This window comes from Deinococcus apachensis DSM 19763, assembly GCF_000381345.1.
In the GTDB taxonomy this organism is placed as follows: Bacteria; Deinococcota; Deinococci; order Deinococcales; family Deinococcaceae; genus Deinococcus; species Deinococcus apachensis.
Genome location: NZ_KB906409.1, coordinates 1 through 18337, shown reverse-complemented (window position 1 = coordinate 18337; position 18337 = coordinate 1). Strand labels below are relative to the sequence as shown.

Genomic DNA, 18337 nt, shown 5'->3' with positions numbered 1-18337 from the left:
CGATATGCCGGGTCCCCCACTCTCCCCCCCCGGGGATGGTTTTTGCATGGTACCCGGTTCGCTATCGTGGGGCCACATGACGTCCCCTCGCTCCTGGCGGCTGGAGGTGCTCGGCACGCCGCGACTCACCCGTCCGGACGGCTCCTCGCTGCACCCCGAAGGGGGCGCGCTCGCGCTCCTGACCTACCTCGCGCTGGAGGGACCGACGACGCGGTCGCGCCTCGCGGGGCTGCTGTGGCCCGACACGGTCGAGAGCGCGGCGCGCAACAACCTCGTCCACCTGCTGCGGCGCCTCCAGCGGGTGTACGGCGGGGGCCTGCTGCGGGCGGACGACGCGGTGGACCTCGCCCCCGGGGTGGAGGTGGACGTCCGCGCCTTTCTGGAGGCTGCCCGCGTGGGCGAGGCCGAGGAGGGCGACATCACCCCGCTGCTGGAGGGCGTGGAGTTCGACGACCGCCCCGACCTCGCCGACTGGCTGCTCGCCTGGCGTGAACGGCTGGGCCACCTCCGGGCGGAGGTTCTCACCCGGCGCGCGGGGCGGCAGGAGGAGGGGGGTGACCTGCCCGCCGCCATCTCCACCACCCTGCGGCTGCTCGACCTGAACCCGGTGGCCGAGGAGGCCTGGCGCCGCCTGATGCGGCTGCATTACCTCGCGGGGGACCGCGGCGCCGCCCTGGCCGCCTTCGAGCGCTGCCGGGCGGTCCTGCGCCGCGAGTTCGGCGCCGAGCCCTCGCCGGAAACGGGGGACCTCGCCCGCGAGGTGGAGCGGGGCGGCGCGCCCACGACAACGCCCGCCCCCCGGCGGCGCATGCCCCTCAGCGTGCTGCGCCCGCCGAACCTGGTGGGGCGCGGGGCCGAGTGGGCGCGGATGGAGGCCGCGTGGGAGGCGGGGCAGTTCCTCATCCTCGCGGGCGAGGCGGGGATCGGGAAGTCGCGCCTCGCGCGGGACTTCGCGGCCAGCAAGGGCGAGGTGCTGCACCTGGAGGGGCGGCCCGGCGACGCCCTGGTGCCCTACTCCACCACCGCCCGCAACCTGCGCCGCATCTTCGCCCGCACCCCGGACCTGCCGCTGGAACCCTGGATGCGCGTCAGCCTGTCCCGCCTCCTTCCCGAACTCCTGGACGGCACCGCCGAACCCGGAACCCCGGAACCGGACATGCGCCTGCACGCGGCGATTCGGCATGTCTTCGAGGTGGGGCTTGCGGGCGTGAGTGCCTTCGTCTACGACGACCTGCACCTGGCCGACCGGGCCTCCATCGAGGCGGGCTTCGTGCTGATCTCGTCCTCGTTCCCGCTGGGCCAGCCGGGGGGCGTGCCGCGCCTCATCTGCACGGTGCGTCCCGGCGAGGTGCCCGCCTTCATGGAGGACGTGTTCCGGCGGGGCGGCGCGGCGGGGCACAGCGTGCGGATCGACCTGGAACGGCTCGGGGAGGCGGAGGTCGGGGCGCTGGTGCGGGACCTGGGGGTACCCGCCGTCCGGGACCTCGGGCCGCAGCTCGCGCGCTTCACCGGGGGCAACCCCTTCTTCGTGCTGGAGACGGTCAAGCACATGCTGGAGGCCCCGTCGCAGGACGGCGCCCTGCCGGTCGCGGCGCGGGTCTCGCAACTGATCGCGGACCGCCTGGCCCGGCTGTCCCCGGCGGCGCTGGGGGCGGCGCGGGCAGCGGCGGTGCTGCAAAGCGACGTCCGCATCGAACTCGTGGCCGCCGTGCTCGGCGCCCCCCTGCTGGAGGTCGCCGCGGCGTGGGAGGAGCTGGAGGCGGCGCAGATCATGACGGGCGAGCGCTTTTCCCATGACCTGGTGCAGGAGACGGTGCTCGCGGGCATGCCCGCCGCGGTGCGGCGCCTGCTGAACCGCAGCGCGGCGAGGGTGCTCCCGGGCGAGGGGGCCAGCCCGGCACGCGTCGCCCACCACTGGCGGGAGGGCGGCGACCCCCGGGCGGCGGCGCCCCTGCTGGAGCGGGCGGCGAGCGAGGCCCTGGGGCGGCTGCGCCCCCTGGAGGCCGTGGAGTTGTTCCGGCAGGCGGCGGAGCTGTACGGCGCCTCCGGCGAAACCGCGGCCGAATTCGAGGCGCTCGCCCAGGCGGCCGAGAGCCCATGGCGCGCCGAGCAGGTGGACCTGCTCGAACCCGTGATGGCGCGGCTGGCCGTCCTGGCCCAGACGGGCGGGGAGCGCGCACGCCTGCACGCCTGGCGCGCCGCCCGCCTGATGGGGCAGGGCCAGCCTGCGGCGGCGGAGCAGGCGGCGCGCGAGGGGCTGGCCCTCCCGGGGGTACACCCGCCGGGCGTGCGGGCGGCCCTCCTGCGCGAACTGCTGCAGGCCCAGGCCCAGCTCGGGCGGGAGGAGGCGCGCGCGACCCTGCGTGAAGTGCTTACCCAGGGGGAGACCCTGCACGATGAGCGTGAGCGGATGCTCGGGGAGGCCGCCGTGGGGGGGGCGCTGCTGCGCCTGGGCCAGCTTGAGCAGGCGGAGCCCCATCTGCGGCGTGCCGCCGCCGCCTTCAAGCGTCAGGGCGACGCCTACCGCACGGCATGGGCCCTCCACGGCCTGGCCCTCTCGTTGCAGTACGGCCGCGGCGGGGTCGTGGCGGCCATCCAGGTGCGCGAGGATCTTGCCGTCCGCCTGGAGCGCGCCCACGCCCCCACCCTGGAGCGCGCCAACCTCACCGAGATCAGCGGGGCGTTCCTGGCGCTGCGCGACTACCGGAGCGCCCTCGCGTGGCTGGACCGTGTGCGGGTCCACGACGAGCAGCTCGGCGACGACCGCAGCCCCCGGCACCGCCTGCGGGCGGACCTGCTCTGGACGCTGGGCGCGTACGACGAGTGTGAGGCCGCCGCCCGGCGGGGACTGGCCTTCCCCGATCCCAGCGACCTCGGCGCCTTTTTCCCCTGGCTGCATGTCGGCCGGGTGCGCGCTGTGCGTGGGGACGTGGCCGCCGCCCGCGAGGCCTTCCACCACCTCGACCAGGGGCTGGACCGGCAGGATTACCCCTACGTGCGCGGACAGGGACTGCTGGGCCGGGCCGGACTGGGCGGGCCGGACCTCGCGGTGCAGCTGACGACGGACGCCCTGGACCTGGCGCGGACCCACGGGGAAGGGCAGCTCGAGACGCAGGCCCTCGCCGCCCGGGCCGGGGCGCTGCTCGCGCTCGGCCGCGCCGGGGAGGCCCGCGTGGACAGCGAGCTGAGTGTCTCGCGCCTCCCCGACTGGGCGCCCGCGGAGGACTACGCCCTGCCCCTGCTGGTGCATCACCGGGTGCTGACGGCGCTGGGGGACGAGCGGGCCGACACGCCGCGTCAGCAGGCGCTCGCCTGGCTCGCGGGTGCCGTGCGGCTGGTCCCGGAAGAGTACCAGGACGCTTTCCTGAACAGGCACGTCACGCACCGGGCGCTCCGGACCGGCGGCTGAGCGGGGGGCATTCCGGCGCGGCCTCCAGCCCACCCCGGCGCAGATGCCGCCGGGAGCTCCGGGCGCCCTCCTGAACGCCGGACGTCTCCAGCCCCCGTTCCAACGGCGCTCAACCCCGCTTAAACCGTGGCGCGATGGGGCAGAAGGTCCCTCCAACCCGCCTGCCATCGCTCGGGCACCCGCTCCCCCTCCTGGGAACGCGCACCTTGGTCGAAAGGGGGCATAGGGCGTCTCGCAGACCCCTCGCCTAAGAAGGCACCACATCCATTGAAACGATCAGGGCCAGCTTGGAGCACCCCTTCACCCGCTGGACCTCGCTTTCCTGCAGCGGAGGCTAGGGGTAAGATGCCGGGGCAACGTCATCCCGGTCAGCACTCGTTCAGGCACAGGCAACAGGGCACAGTGACATACTATGGCGTAGTCTGGCGTGTTTTGGCGTATTTTTGGCCTACTTTTTTCGATCACCTCCCAGCCAGCAAGCCTGTCTGCACCCCAGCTCACGGAGACGACGCACCAGCGTGATGCCCCTCTCCTTGGGCGCCTCCCACAACTCGCTCAGCCAGGAGGCGTTCGGTAAGTCTCCCCGCGCGTCTTAAGATGCGATGGCCGTGTCGCAAGGGCGCTCGCTTTCCGTCCTGTTCACACCCTGGAGGTCATGCCGGATGCCTGTCGACCATGACGAGATGCACGTGGATGAACCACGGGCTGTGGCGGGCCCTCGACGAACACGGAGCCGTGCTGGACGTCTTCGTGCTGCAACACCGGGAACCGAGGCGGCCCAGTCGTTCGTTCGGCGCCTGCCGGGGGAAGACGATACGCCGCAGGTGAGCCACACCGACCAACTCCACTGCGGCGCAGCTTTACGCGAACTTCCCGTGCTCCACGCAGTGCAGCACGTCCAGGTCGTTTCCACTTCGCGCTGTCACCCCCTGACCCTGCCATCGCACCGCCCAACACGACGCCGTGTTCGTCCGCCGCGAGGGTTCCGATCACGACCACGGGCGCCAGGCGTTCTCACCCTGCGCGCCCGGATCACCCATCTTCACCTTCCCGCCCGCTCCACGGTTCCCGCTGGCCAGCGACGTCACCACCACCAGGCTGTCTTCAAGACGGGGCGGGAAACGGTGCAGCAGGTGGCCTGAAGTTCAGGACACCTGCCTTTCCACGGCCCCGCTGCCTGAAAGCCAACCACTGGCCACAACCGTGTCGACTCGGTGGTGTGAACGAATCAGCTCGTATGCGGTGCAGGTGCAGGGGTGTCCGACTCCTGATCGTCCAGCAGCTCCACGTATCCCAGATCGCCGTTGACGCGGAGGCGCTGACCGCTGACGATCCGCGAGGTGGCGCGCTCGACGCCCACTACGGCTGGCAGGCCGTACTCGCGGGCCACCAGGGAGCCGTGGGTCATCAGGCCGCCGACCTCCGTGACCAGACCGGCCGCGAAGACGAACAGCGGTGTCCAGCCGGGATCGGTGAACGGAGCGACCAGGATCTCGCCCGGCTGGACGGGTGGGTCGTCCAGCCGGCGCATGACCCGTGCGGCGCCCTCCACCACTCCCGCTGAGACGGCCTGACCGCCGAACGCGCCGTCCGGCACCCACGCCCCCATAACCTGGGCGCTGATCAGTTCGCCGTCGCTGGTCATGACCCTCGGGGGAGTCCGCCGGGCGTCTGCAGCGAAGCGCGCGCGGCGCGCCGCGACCTGAGGTGTGAGGTCCTGCGGCACGCCAGCCAGGGCCGAGCGGAGTTCGGGCAGTGTGAGGAACCACACGTCCCCGGGGGCGTCCAGCGCGCCGCGCGCGGTGAGGATTACGCCCGCCTCCAGGACCACCGGTTTGACCAAGTCGAGCATCTGCACCAGCATGAACTTGGGGTGCTCGCGCAGAGGCAGATAAGTGCGCACCGAGCGCAGCAGATGACGCAACACCACGCGCCGCAGCGGCCCGGCAGCGCGCAGCACCCGCGCGGCGGCGTCCGCAGCACGGTGGCGCCACTCGGTCGCCTGCGCGCGGTGAATTCCCGGCTCCCCGGTCTCCAGCCCACCCACCACCATGCTGAGCAGCGATCCTGGATCCTCATGCCAGCGCGGCCGGCTGAGATCGATCTCGCCCGGCCCGCGGGCGCCGTATCGCGCCAGGAAGGCTTGCCAGCGCCCCAGGAACGCAGCTCCTCCGGGCAGCCCGACCACCGCCAGGCGCTGGTGAACGTCCAGGTCAAGGCGCCGCAGGTGCGCGCTCACGGCTGGCTGGCCGCGCGCCACGTCCGTGAGATCGCCCAGGGCCAGGCCCATCTCGGTGGTGACGTTGCCCTGCTGCCCGGCCCCCAGGGCGACGAGGTCGGCCCGGGACGCGACGTCCCGGGCCAGGGCACGCAGGGCGGTGTCGGCGAGGACGCCCGCCATGACCCGGCCCAGCAACGGGTAGACTTCCGGGCCCAGCAGGGTCGCGAGGGTGGTCAGGGCCACGTCCAGTCGCGCGCCCAGTGAGGGGGCAGCGTCCAGGGCGTGGCGGAACCGCGCGATGCGGGCGTCGATGCGCCGCACCTGCTGACTCGCGACGTTCCCACGTTCCGGGAAGGCCAGGGCGGTCAGCGCGTGGCGCAGGACCGGCGCGAGGCCCCGTGCGGCACGGGAGAGGTGCAGGGCTGGCCCGTGCTGGAATTCCGGTCGGGTGGCCAGCGCAGCCAGCGCCCCACCGATGTGGGCGTCCACGTTCGCGCCAACCGCACGGGGTACCAGGCGCCTGAGCAGCGGATGGCGCAGGGCGAACGAGACGTCCACGTAAAGTCTTCCGCCAGCCACGCCCAGGTAGGGGTTCTCGAGGGATGTCCGGGGATGCCCAAAGGGAAACAGCAGCTGCCATACCGACGCGGCCAGCGGGGGCATGGCGTCGGTCATGACCTGCAGGTGGCTGAAACTGAAGTAGGCGTGCAGCTGACCATCATTCGGACGGGGTTCCGGCAGCGGGTACAGGGTCGTGATGGGCCGCGTCTGCAGGACGTACCAGTGTCCGCCCCGCTGTGCCCACTCGATATCCTGCGGCGCGCCGTAGTGGGCCTCGATGCGGCCGCACAGCTCGGTCAGTTCGGTCACCTGGACGTCGGTGAGCGCCGGGCGATTCCGCTCCGGGCCACGCAGGGGAACGCGCTCGACGCCGCCACCTTGAGCCGAGCGGATCGCGAACGGCTTGTCCGCCACAGCGCGGTGAAGGACGCGACGCGTCCGGCGGTCCACGCTGTACGCGTCGGCGGTGACCACACCGGACACGAGGGCCTCGCCCAGCCCGAAGGTGGCGTCAATCCGGGCGATGTGCCGCTGGCCCGTGCTGGGATCGGCGGTGAAGAGGATGCCAGCTACCTCGGGCTCGATCATCCGCTGCACCACGACGGCCAGGGAGACGTGACGCTGGGAGAGTCCGAGCTGGGCGCGGTAGGAGATGGCCCGCTCGTTGTACAGCGACGCCCAGCAGTCGAGCACAGCCCGCAGCAGCGCCTCCCGCCCACGCACGTTCAGGAAGGTGTCCTGCTGCCCGGCGAAGGACGCGCTGGGCAGGTCTTCGGCGGTCGCACTCGAACGCACCGCGTAAGCGTGCCCCGGGCCCAGCGTGCGCCACGCGTCTTCAATGGCCCCGGCCACGCCCTGCGGCAGCGGCAGGGTTGCCAACCGGGGTTTCCAGCGAGCACTGGCGGCCCGTGCGGCAGCCGCGTCGGTCGGCCCGATGGCCTCCAGTTCACGCCACATCGTTTCCCGTTCGGGCAGGGCGTCGAGCCCCTGCTCGAAGGCCCGGACGGTCACGCAGAAGCCCGGCGGCACCGGGAAACCGGCTGCGGTGAGTTCACCGAGGTTCGCCCCCTTGCCGCCAACCAGCGGCAGATCGCCCGCGTGGATCTCGGCGAACGGCAGGACATATACGTCTGCGGTCATGCTCCTCCCACGGCGCCCAGGTCGTCCAGAACCGTCGCTCTGGTCTGCCCGATCGTACAGGTTGGGTCGGCCCCGATGAGGCCGGGGGGCTGGCGTGGGGCGGCCCAGTCAGCCCTGGAACCGGTCGGGTTCGAAAGCGCCATTGACCGTTTGATGCGCGGTGCCGCTGCCAGGACGACAGATTAACCAGTGGAGGTTGTGGCCAGTGGTTGGGGGAGGGTGACGCCGTGCTGAGTGGTGAGAGGCTTCCTGGGTATCGATTTCCTCTTGCCGTGGTCGGTGACGCCTTCTGACTCCAGGTTGTCTGACATCTTGCAGTTCAGGTTGAGGGGGCGAGAAGTGCGTGCTGGAAGGCGTCGAGCGCGTCCGGTTCCAGTTGAAGTGCTTGACGACGCACTTCGGGAACAAACGAGAACCTGACGGTTCTGGCCAGATCACCCCCGTCTGGCTATGAGCCTGCGCTCCCCACGGGAAGATCGAGGTTCTGGAGACAGCAGAGGAGAAAGGCCAGGCTAGAAAGGCACCAACTGTGCAGGACACCCTGCTTGCTGTGTTGGGCAAAGCGTTCAAGGCCGCAACGCCCCTTGACGGTTTTGATAAAGGCTTCGATGGCCCACCGCCGCGCTCCCTCGCGGGCCACCATGTCGCTCAAGCGCAGGTGTGATGCGACCGAGAAAAAGGTCCGCTCACGGCGGTCGATATGGGCGAGCGTGAGGGTCTCCCAGGACCAGTTGGAGAGGTTCACCCCACTCCCGTGTTCGCCATATTGCACCGTGACCTGGCCCGGGTGGTCGGTGCATCGAGTCGAGCGGACGCCCACCACGAACTCGAAGCCCAGGCCCCGCACGCCCTGAATGAACGCAGCGGACTCGAAGCCGCCGTCTGCCAACACCCACACGCCGAAGCAGCAGCTCACCTCAGCAGGAACCGTGGTCAATAGTCCCAGAGCGAGCCGGACAGGGGAAGGTGTCCCCTTCCCCTGGTACACCCGGTACCCTCGTTGAGCGTTACAACCTCCAGCCTGCCGGCGTTCGGTCCATCATCGGTTCTCATCCCGTGTAGCTTCTGGAACTGCACTTAAATTTTGCAGCCAGCGGTGAGGAGGAGGCGTGAGCCGTTTGCCTTCGGATGGTCTAGCGTACCCCTGTGGATCGTGCTGCTTGTCCTACTGACCCTCTGGGTTCTAATGCCCCGGAGTTGGCCAAGGTTGCAGTTGATCAAATGATCACAAGGTCACAAAGAGAAAAATTCGTGTTACATGAGAAAAGCACTAAGGTAAGTTCAGAGGGTGAGACGAGTTTTTTTGACGGTACTACTTAGCCTACATATTCTGGCCACCACAACTTACGCCTCCGCTCAGGAGACTGGCCTGTACGACGCCGCCCCTCCCGCTGACAGTGCATTCGTACGCGTGATCAACGCTCCCGCTGCGACGCTTGGGAGCAAGGCGGTCACCGCCCAGAAGGGCACAGTCAGCTCCTACGTGATCGTCCCTCAGGGCGAGTTCAGCGCGAAGGTCGGTGCAACCAGCAGCAAGCTGACGGTCGAGGCTGGGAAGTTCTACTCGCTCGCCCTAAATGGCGGAAAGCTCGTGCTCCTCGCCGACCAGGCCGCTGAGAATCGCGCCAAGGCCCTGCTGACGATCTACAACCTCAGCAAGGCGCCCAGCGTCGACCTGAAGACAGCCGACGGCAAGACCGCCGTCGTGACTGGCGTGAAGCCTGGTGCGAGTGGCAGCCGCGCTGTGAATGGCATCGTGGTGGACTTGGCCGCGTTCGACAAGACCAAGTCGCTCGGGACCCTCAAGAGCGTGAAGCTGGAGCGCGGTAACGCCTACGCAGTCGTCGTGACGGATTCAGGCGTGACCATCACCACCAGCAGCACCAAGACCAAGTAGGGCTGAGGCATGGTCTTCAGCAGTAACGTCTTCCTGTTCCTGTTCCTGCCACTGTTTCTCATCGTCTACTATCTCCTCCCCTTCAAGGGGCGGAGCGCGTGGATTCTGGCAGGCAGTTACGCCCTCTACTCCTGGTGGCGCCTCGACTTCCTCTGGTTGCTGGTCGCTGTTACCGTCGTCGCTTACTGGTTTGGGCTGGTCCTGGACCGCCAACCGGACGGGAGTCAGCGGCGCTGGACCCTCACTGCGGCCATCGTGCTGAACTTGGGCGCCCTTGGCTACTTCAAATACGCGAACTTCGGGGTGGAGAGCTTCAACGCCATCACCCAGACCCTGGGCTTTCAGCCCTTTGCCTGGGCACCCGTCCTGCTGCCCATCGGGCTGTCCTTCTTCATCTTCCATGCCATCAGCTACATCGTGGATGTGTACCGCCGGGAGGAACCCCCCACCCGCAACCTGCTGGACTTCGCCGCCTTTATCGCGTTGTTTCCGCATCTGATCGCCGGTCCCGTCCTGAAGTACAACTTGCTCGCCGATCAGTTCCGCCACCGCACCCACACGCTGGAAGGGTTCAGCTACGGCGCCACCCGCTTCATGACCGGCTTTGCCAAGAAGGTGCTGATCGCCGATTCCATCGCACCCCTGGTCACCGCCGCCTTCAACCAGCCGAACCCCACGCTCGCCGACAGTTGGCTGGGCGCCCTGGCCTACACCCTGCAACTGTATTTCGACTTCAGCGGGTACTCGGACATGGCGATTGGCCTGGCGGCCATGATGGGGTTCAAGTTCCCCGAGAACTTCAACCACCCCTACATCTCGCGCAGCATCACCGAGTTCTGGCGCCGCTGGCACATGAGCCTGAGTTCCTGGCTGCGCGAGTACCTCTACATCAGTCTGGGCGGGAATCGGCGCGGCCGGTTCCGCACCTACCTCAACCTATGGCTGACGATGGTGTTGGGCGGGCTGTGGCACGGAGCCAACTGGACCTTTGTGCTGTGGGGGATGTGGCACGGCAGCATCTTGGCGGTCGAGCGCCGGATGAAGGAGGCCAAACTCTGGAAGCCCTCCCCGGCCTGGCTGACCATCCCGGGGACCATGATCCTCGTGATCCTCGGCTGGGTCATGTTCCGGGCGGACAACGTGCCCGAGGCCTTCCGCATGTATGCAGGCATGGTCGGGCTGAACGGCGTGGGCCTGAGCGATACGCTCGCCTGGCAGATCAGGCCCAGCGTCATCGTGACGATGCTGCTGGCTGCCGTCCTGGTGTATGTGGCCCCTGTATGGGGAAATCGTGTGGGCGACGCAGGTAGCCGTTTCTTGCGCCCGCGCGTGGTGATGGTAGCAACAGTTGCTCTGCTGCCCCTGTTCGTGCTGGCGGTCATGAAACTGAGCGCTCAATCCTATACTCCCTTCCTTTACTTCCAATTTTGAGGTGCCCTGAAATGACCGAATTTGCACGGGACACCGTTAACTCAGATACCGACCACCGGAGAGCACCTCCAGTCCTGCACTGGCTTCCTGCTGTGTTTTTGCTTGGGGCCGTAGCTATCGGGGCGGGAGCGGCCCTAGTCAGTCCCGGAAGCCGGGAATTCCCAACCGGCCAGGATGTGGTGACCGGCAAGTGGATGATGGCCTACGAGAAGAACCTTGATGCCAAGGTGCCCTGGCGTGACCCGAGCGTAAAGCTGTGGGGCGGTCTGACATACCACCTCTTCGGCGAGGCGCGCGAGGGAGCCGTCGTGGGAACGGACGGTTGGCTGTACACCACCGAGGAGTTCCAGGCGGCTGCGGAAGATACTGTGGAGATCGCGGTGAAGGTCGAGTACATCAGGCAGGTCCGCGACAAGCTGGCGAAGGACGGCGCGCACCTAGTCGTCGCGCTCGTCCCCGCTAAGACACGTATCTATCCCGAGCACCTGGGGCACCTGCTCGTCCCCGCCGTGAAGTCCAACGTGTACGAGAACTTCCGGCAACGCTTGGAAGCGGCTGGAGTCCCGGCCCCAGACCTGTTCCGAGCAATGCAGGCTGAAAAGGGCGAGGGGGCGAGGAGCCTCTTCTTGCGCACCGACACCCACTGGACGCCTTACGGGGCAGCAGTGGCCGCCCGAACCCTCGCCCCGGCCGTCAAGGCCCTCAGGCCCGACCTTCCCCCCACCGCTTACCACGAGTCAGCGGGGGCTCCCGTCGCTCGCAGGGGCGACCTACTGCGCTACGTGCCCGTCCCGGAGGGTGTCGGCCCCGCCCCGGATACCGTGCGCGAGCCCGAGTACACCCGCACCGATGAGGGAGGCAGCGGCCTTCTGGGTGACGTAACCCTCGCGGTCACCCTCGTCGGCACCAGCTACAGCGCTGAGACAAAGGACAATGTCTGGCACTTTGGCGCGGCGTTGGCGCAGGCCTTGGGCACCGAGGTGTTGAACGCGGCCCAGGAGGGCAAAGGCCCCATCGTGCCTATGCGCGAGTACCTGAGCAGTCAGGACCGCCGGGATAACCCCCCACAGATTGTGGTCTGGGAAATCCCGGAACGGTTCCTGCGGATTTCTTACCCAAAGGAGTAAGTATGAGAAAAATACTACCACTGCTAACGCTCGTTCTCGTCGCCTCTACCGGGGCCCAGGCTGCTTCTACCACCAATAATTGGAAGCTATGCTCCGCCGCGACCGATGCGAAGAATTACCAGGCCGGGGATTTGTGGGCATTAGTTGCAGCACAGGGCTCGGATGGATGGCTGTACGGCGTTCAAAGCTTTAAGCCATATGATGAACCACAACCGTTCCTGGCGGAATTGAAGCGTTTTTCAGCCGCCCTGAAGGCTCGGGGGACGGATCTCGTTATGGTGTATATCCCGCCCCGCGCGGCTTCCTCTAGCCGCCATTTTGACTCTACAAATCCGGTCTTCAGTGCTGTTGATACCAATAAGCTCGCCACTTCATATAGCTCGTTTGTTAAACAAATCAATTCCGCTGGAATATACTCACCGGATCTGCTCGCTCTTCAAAAATCTGATAAGAGTGAAGATGATTATTTCTTTGCCCGTGACCATCACTGGACTCCCCATGCCGCACAGATGACCGCTCACAACATTACAAGTTACTTAAAAACCAGGGGGACCTGGTCCCAACTGCCGACTGCGTCGTTCAAACTCCAGGAGAAGTCGATGCAGAATTGGGGCAGCTATCTCACTCGCGTCAACACGTTATGCAATCTCAATATTCAACCGCAAAACTACCAGAGTCTGATTAGCGTGAAGGAAGGCGAAGACCTTCTGGGGGGAGAAGACCCAAAGGTAGTCCTCGTGGGGACCAGCAACAGCTTTCGCAACAAAGGAGCTGAGGAATCGTTCGGTGCAGCCTTACGTTATGAGATGCAGCGCGACGTTACCAATGCGGGAATCGAAGGAGGCGGACCGTACTCTTCCATCGAGAGTTATCTCCTCTCCGACTCTTTCCGCACCAATCCAGCCAAAGTTTTGATATGGGAAATGGACAGCAGTTACAACCTGCACTACTCTTTGCCACAATTGATCCCATCAGTGAAAGGTAGTTGCAAAGCTCCCGTCCAAAGACTGGACGGCCTGCCCAGCCAGATTCGAGTGACCGCTCCACTCCGTCCAAATGACTACTTGATGGTGAGCCTCTCGGATTCCTCCATCCGATCGGTTCCCCTGCAGGTCACCAACGCGAGCGGGAGTACGTCGACGATGACGCTGACCCATACTCCCAAGAGCACTGCGGGGCCGATCTTCTACGGAGAGGTGCAAACGGACGTTAAGGAGGTCAAGCTGTCCTTGCCCGACTCCACCGGCAAGGTACGCATTGACGTCTGTAGAGGTTAGCAATGAGTTCTAATGGGCGGTCAGGAAAGGTGTTTTACTCCCGCTGCTCGTGTTCATCGGTCCTCTCGCAACAGAGGCCATGACAGACCCTTGTTGACGACCCACTAACAGGACTTTGTCAGAAGGTAGGGCCGACAGGGACTCGGTACGCCATGATGACGGCACATGAGCCTTGATGCCCTCCTCGCTGAGATCCAGTAGCATCCAGAGTGCGACGTCACGCCGCCTGCCAGGCGGCTGGTTCCTGTCCCGCCTCACGATGGCCAACAAGTCCCTCAGGACGTCCGCGACTTCTACGCCCTGTGCGATGGTGCCGTGCTATTCAAGAACGCCGACTACCCGTATGCGATTCGGCTCTGATTCAACTTTGATGCAGTGAACCGAACCCGGTCAGGATGGGGAATGGCCGTCGAACTTTCCACCCTCCTGTCCCCCTGGTTCGGGAAAGGGCTCATCGTCAAACATCTCGCCTTGGACGGTTCAACTCTCCATCTCAAGGTCATCAGCGCAGCTTCTGATGCCAATTGCCCGCTCTGTGGGCAGCGTTCCTACAGGCTCCATAGCCGCTCTACCCGTACCCTGCACGACTTACCGTTCGGTGGCTTCCCCACCGTGGTGCATCTGCGGCTTCACCGCTTCCGCTGTCTTCAACCCGACTGTGTCCGACGGGTGTTCTGTGAACGCCTGCCCTTGCTGGTCACGCCCTACGCGCAGCGCACACTCCGCTGCACTCGGGCGTTGACGCATCTCGCCTCGACCGCCAGCGGTCGAGGCGGAGCTCGGCTCGGGACCCAACTCGACCTGACTGCCAGTGCATCGACACTCATCCGGCAGTTGCACCGTCCGCTCGTCCTCCCGCCCTGTCGGTTGCTTCACGTCGGAATCGACGATTTCGCGTTTCGCAAGGGTCAGACCTACGGCACCGTCATCGTTGACTTGGACACCCATCGCCCGGTGGAGATCCTGCCGGATCGCACGACCACCGTGGTCGCCGACTGGCTCCGCCAGCACCCGGAGATCGAGTTGGTCACGCGCGACCGCTCGACGGAGTTTGCCTGTGCCGTCACCCAGAGTCTCCCGAACGCGGTCCAGGTCCTCGACCGTTGGCACCTGCTCAAAAATCTCCGCGAAGCCCTCGAACGTTTTTTGGGTCGTCACCAGAACGTGCTGCGTGAGACCACCCCTGCACCCAAGCCACGCTCGCAGGCAGGCGAAGACGTCCGGGCACAACGTCAGCAGCGCCGCATGGCGCTGCTGGTCCAGATGCAGGTGTTGCGCGCCGCTGGTCTGGGAACGCGAGTGATCGCCCGACACCTCGGTGTCAGCCGCTATCTCGTGAAGCGGTACTTACAAGCTGATGCGGTTCCCGCTCGTCGAGCCCATACCCGAGTCAGGAGCATCCTCGACCCGTACCTGGCGTTCCTCAACCGGCGGTGGGACGAGGGCTGCCGGGTGGGGGCTCAACTCCTCCGTGAGGTGCAGTCCCTGGGGTACCCAGGGACTCGTCGCCCCCTGGACAGTTGGCTCAGGGCTCGACGGGCAGGCGCACCCCTTCCTTCGCCTGCCGAACAGCAGGCGGCGCTGTACGAAGCCCGTGCTCAGCAGTTGATCGAGATCGAATCCACGTTACCAGCCAAGATCTCACCGCAGGAACTGGTCTGGCTGTGATGGAAAAAGCCCGAAGAACGCCAGGAAGACGAACAGGCCGTCGTGGTAGCGCTGACGGAGCGGATCGCTCCGTTGGCCGACGTGGTGTGTCTGGTCCACGAGTTCATCAACCTGCTGGAGCAGAAAAACGCAGCCTTGGTGTCATCGTGGTTGGAGCGAGCGCGAGAGTGCGCTTCCGGTGAAATGCAGTGGCTGGCACGCAGCTTGACCGGCGAGCAAGCCGCGCTGGAGGCTGCGGTCAGCCTCCCGTGGAGCAATGGGCCCGTCGAGGGTGTGGTGAACAAGATCAAGCTCATCAAACGTCAGATGTACGGGCGTGCAGCGTTGGTGACACTGCGAAGTCGCATCCTGACCGGGTTCGGTTCACTGCATCAAAGCTGAATCAGAGCCCAGATCTGGGGGTCACGTCAGCCAGACGCGCAGCACCTCCCGAGAATACGCCTCGTCTCCAGCCCATGCTGGTGTCAATAGTTCTTCCCATCGAACAGTTCGTTTGAGCTAGAAAGGAAGGATGCAAGACCCACTCGGAAAACTTCTGATTGCCACAGTTGGCAGCTTTCAGGCCGCCTCTTGGCTACCCTCGAAATTTCGCGTGGCCCTCCTTCGGGCCGCAGGCTTCGATCTGCACCGCAGCATCCACATCAACAGTGGTGTCCATTTTGGCAGACGCAACGTCACCATGCGCCTTGGCGTGTTCGTGAATGTTGGAGTGTACTTCAGCGAAGCAGGAAGGATTTACTTAGGCGAACGAGTCCATTTGGCGCCACACGTAAAAATTCTTACCGACAGCCATGATATAGGCTCCTTTGAGAAACGAGCAGGCCAAAAACGTGTACAAGATGTTCGGGTTGAGCGGGGTTCTTGGGTCGGAGCGGGCTCAATCATTCTTCCTGGGGTTACCATCGCTGAAGGGTGTGTTATTGCTGCTGGAGCAGTGGTGACGAAGAGCACTGAACCCAATGGTCTGTATGCAGGAGTCCCGGCAAAGAGAGTGCGTGATTTGCCCACGTAAGCTTATAAGCCTGCGAGGTCTGCGGCAAGGCGCTCGGGGTGTGAATGGAGACTGTCCCCTTGGACATGACCCTCCTCTGATGGCCAAAGTAATTCCACCTAGGTGCGGGAGGCTGGGCGGGGCAAAGGGCCAGCCCCCGCGAGGGCTGGCCGGTACGATGTAGGGTCAGACGTGGACTGGTGTTTCTAAATTGGGGCGCAGCGCTGCGCGTATCTCGCGGCCCTGCTCGCCCTTGAGGGGGTGCACTGCCGCAATGCCATGTTGAAGTATCTCGGCGGCTGACAACGGAAACGGCGGGCGGTACTGAACCCACGTGAACGGGGTGGTCTTAGGATTATTGGCGTCAATAAGCGCGTGACCAACAGACTTCACACCAAGCGCGACGAGCGCGTCCTCAGCAACCAGACGCGCATTGAGTGGCTGTCGGTGCAGGTCCAAGAAACCGGAGGTCCGCAGGGCTTGCACGGTAGCGCCGTGTAGTGCGTACATTCCGCCCAGGCAATGCTCACCGAGTTGATATCCGTTCCGCAGAGCTGCTGGGAGGTAACGGATGTACGCGGGCCAGCCCACACGCAAGGCGTTCCATCCTCCTCTCCGGGTCACACCGATTGGCGGTATATCTAGCAAGACGTCCCGCCGATGTGGGCTGAAATCACGATGTTTTCCATCCGCTGAAATGCGGTAGGACCCTGCCATTCCGGGACCTTGCTCCTGAAATAAAGCCCAAATGCGTTCAACATAGGCCGCATGAATTAGGAGGGCATCCGGGTCAAACTTGATGATCAGATCAAACGGCGTGCCCGATGCCTCGTGCAGCACCCTCAGCACAGATCGGGAAAGCCCAATGAAGCCATTTGGGACAGAGTTCCGAGAGAGATGAACTTCGCTCCGGCGCTCAGCGTAGCGTTTCAGTTCATCGTACGTTCCGTCGCTGGTCGCGTCATCCAGTACAAAGATGGTCGCTGCCGGAAGCGCGTGAGCGGCAAATTCAAGGACCTCAACGGCCATCTGGCCCTCGCCGGGGCCAACCACCATCACTAACGCCACACGATACATGAAGCCCACCCTATACGCCGAACTGTTACACGAGACTGTCATCCCGGATAGAGTCGTCGAGAGGCAACTCCCGATACGCGGGTGGGGCTAGGGAAAGCCCCGGGGAGGGCTGGCCCTGGCGGATAACGAGCCGAGGTGATGGGTGGAATGTCAGGCCGGGGTGAACTCCTCCTGACTACCCCTCAAAACGCGGCATGAGGGCAGACAGGGCCCACCAGGAAGTTGGGGAGGGGTGGAGCAACAGGTCTTGGAGGTGATCGAGGCCGAGCCTGAACAACCGCGCGGTGTCCGTGTTTCTTGCGCTGAAGGGGCATGGCATCCTCGACGCCAGGAGCTCACCCGTCAGGCAGGCCCAGATGAAGGCGACCGAGACGGCGATCAAGAGCGTGGACACTCGTTCAGCGCGGGTCAGCCCGGTGTCCTCCAGGTTGAAGCCTCTGGTCTTCACGGCCGAATGCAAATTCTCAGCCTGCCAACGCCGCGCGTACCGCCGAAGGTTGGTGCTCGCTCGTCCCCGATGTGCCAGGTAGAGGGTCTCTCCAGCGGCGTTCTTGGTCGCGCTGACCCGCAGCGCGACACCGTAGACCACCAGGGGGCGAGACCAGATACGCACCTCGCTGGGCTGAAGCTTCTTGAAACACGCCCAGACGGGCAGGCCATACCTGCCCACTGTGGCGGTCGCTGGCAGACGAATACAGGGGTCGAGGCGGTGTCGAGTGAGGAACGCAAACCAGTCTTTGCCGATGACCTCCCGGTCGGCGAGCAGTCCGCCAAACGTGCGGCCTGGGCAAGCTGCAAAGAAGCGCTCCATGAGCGCTTCGCGTGTCGCCTGCGAACTTGAACCGCCATGTGGGAGCAGCGACCACACCAGGGGCAAGCTGAAGCCGTTCCACACGGCCCAGAGCAGCAGAATGTTCACGTGGTGCCCTCCCAGCTTCCAGTTGGTCCGGTCAAGGATCAGGTCGAGGGGGCCCTCGGGCAGGCACTGCAGGGCAAAGCGGGTGAACAGGCCGTCCGGCACCTGGAATGGCACGAAGCGCAGGAGCCGCTGGTAACGCACCTCCAGTGAGCCCAGGAGCTGCACGTGCGTTTTCAGCGCATAAAGCACAACTGTTCGCGCCTGAATCATCGCCAGGACCAGGGCGGTGAGAACCGCCAGGCGACGCGCGTCCAGAGGAAAGGCAGACTGCAGCGCCGTCTGCAAGCTATCGTAAGGGGGTCGGCACCCAGGTGCTTTCATCGCAGAAACACCGTTGTATAAGGCCGGGGCTATAACTGAACCGGGACGCAGCACGGGAGGCCGTAAACACCGTCGATCTTCGAGACCGTCCTGTAGCTGGGTCACCGTGCTGGCCCCCCAGTCCAAGCCCGAACGGTTGACGGAGTCCACCTCGTATGCAAGGCCGGGCTGTACTGGACCGTCCCCAGGAGGTTCGTATGTCCGAAGAACTGTTCGTCGGCATCGACGTTTGTCAGGCTCGCCTGGATGTCGTCATCCGACCCACCGGAGAACTCCTGAGCGTCGCCAACACGCTCCA

10 protein-coding genes and 2 pseudogenes are annotated in these 18337 nt (G+C 65.4%); 8 read left to right on the top strand and 4 right to left on the bottom strand.

Translation table 11 applies throughout. The features are described 5' to 3' along the window. Positions 1 to 76: 76 nt before the first annotated feature. Positions 77 to 3409, top strand: coding sequence for an ATP-binding protein (locus F784_RS27605; protein WP_019587609.1), 3333 nt, complete (start codon positions 77 to 79; stop codon positions 3407 to 3409). Between the two features lie 1228 nt (positions 3410 to 4637). Here the strand turns inward: F784_RS27605 and F784_RS0115355 are convergent. Together F784_RS0115355 and F784_RS23330 are read right to left on the bottom strand one after the other, a co-directional pair. Continuing rightward, positions 4638 to 7331: a phosphoenolpyruvate synthase gene (locus F784_RS0115355; protein ID WP_019587608.1), complete on the bottom strand. Its 2694-nt coding sequence runs from the start codon at positions 7329 to 7331 to the stop codon at positions 4638 to 4640. 475 nt (positions 7332 to 7806) lie between these two features. Then, positions 7807 to 8328, bottom strand: a pseudogene (locus F784_RS23330) (transposase); the annotation flags it as partial. 291 nt (positions 8329 to 8619) lie between these two features. On the opposite strand from F784_RS23330, the gene F784_RS0115345 reads away from it, so the two are divergent. From F784_RS0115345 to F784_RS25420, 7 genes and pseudogenes are all read left to right on the top strand, one after another. Next, a complete protein-coding gene (locus tag F784_RS0115345) occupies positions 8620 to 9228 on the top strand; it encodes an alginate O-acetyltransferase AlgF (protein WP_245557900.1) in 609 nt (202 codons plus the stop codon). Between the two features lie 9 nt (positions 9229 to 9237). Beyond that, positions 9238 to 10659 (top strand): MBOAT family O-acyltransferase, encoded by a 1422-nt coding sequence (locus F784_RS0115340; protein WP_019587605.1) that lies wholly within the window; start codon positions 9238 to 9240, stop codon positions 10657 to 10659. A gap of 179 nt (positions 10660 to 10838) precedes the next feature. Further along, entirely contained in the window at positions 10839 to 11786 is a 948-nt protein-coding gene (locus F784_RS0115335; RefSeq protein ID WP_019587604.1) for an alginate O-acetyltransferase AlgX-related protein, read from the top strand. Between the two features lie 2 nt (positions 11787 to 11788). Next, positions 11789 to 13063: an alginate O-acetyltransferase AlgX-related protein gene (locus F784_RS25425; RefSeq protein ID WP_083939244.1), complete on the top strand. Its 1275-nt coding sequence runs from the start codon at positions 11789 to 11791 to the stop codon at positions 13061 to 13063. A gap of 402 nt (positions 13064 to 13465) precedes the next feature. After that, complete coding sequence (locus F784_RS0115325) at positions 13466 to 14731, top strand: ISL3 family transposase (RefSeq protein WP_019587602.1); 1266 nt, start codon at positions 13466 to 13468, stop codon at positions 14729 to 14731. 15 nt (positions 14732 to 14746) lie between these two features. After that, positions 14747 to 15112 (top strand): annotated as a pseudogene (locus tag F784_RS0115320) (transposase); the annotation flags it as partial. A 130-nt stretch (positions 15113 to 15242) separates the two neighbouring features. Next, a complete protein-coding gene (locus tag F784_RS25420; RefSeq protein WP_083939243.1) occupies positions 15243 to 15743 on the top strand; it encodes an acyltransferase in 501 nt (166 codons plus the stop codon). Positions 15744 to 15908: 165 nt separating this feature from the next. Here F784_RS25420 and F784_RS25415 read toward each other — a convergent pair whose 3' ends face one another. Then, positions 15909 to 16799 (bottom strand): glycosyltransferase, encoded by an 891-nt coding sequence (locus F784_RS25415; RefSeq protein WP_169405698.1) that lies wholly within the window; start codon positions 16797 to 16799, stop codon positions 15909 to 15911. A gap of 175 nt (positions 16800 to 16974) precedes the next feature. Beyond that, entirely contained in the window at positions 16975 to 18039 is a 1065-nt protein-coding gene (locus tag F784_RS0115310) for an IS4 family transposase (RefSeq protein WP_026332512.1), read from the bottom strand. Between the last annotated feature and the right edge of the window lie 298 nt (positions 18040 to 18337).

Coding starts and splice junctions, on each gene's coding strand:
- F784_RS27605 (WP_019587609.1), top strand. CDS start 77: ATGACGTCCCCTCGCTCCTGGCGGCTGGAGGTGCTCGGCACGCCGCGA.
- F784_RS0115355 (WP_019587608.1), bottom strand. CDS start 7,331: ATGACCGCAGACGTATATGTCCTGCCGTTCGCCGAGATCCACGCGGGC.
- F784_RS0115340 (WP_019587605.1), top strand. CDS start 9,238: ATGGTCTTCAGCAGTAACGTCTTCCTGTTCCTGTTCCTGCCACTGTTT.
- F784_RS25425 (WP_083939244.1), top strand. CDS start 11,789: ATGAGAAAAATACTACCACTGCTAACGCTCGTTCTCGTCGCCTCTACC.
- F784_RS0115325 (WP_019587602.1), top strand. CDS start 13,466: ATGGCCGTCGAACTTTCCACCCTCCTGTCCCCCTGGTTCGGGAAAGGG.
- F784_RS25420 (WP_083939243.1), top strand. CDS start 15,243: ATGCAAGACCCACTCGGAAAACTTCTGATTGCCACAGTTGGCAGCTTT.
- F784_RS25415 (WP_169405698.1), bottom strand. CDS start 16,799: ATGTATCGTGTGGCGTTAGTGATGGTGGTTGGCCCCGGCGAGGGCCAG.
- F784_RS0115310 (WP_026332512.1), bottom strand. CDS start 18,039: ATGAAAGCACCTGGGTGCCGACCCCCTTACGATAGCTTGCAGACGGCG.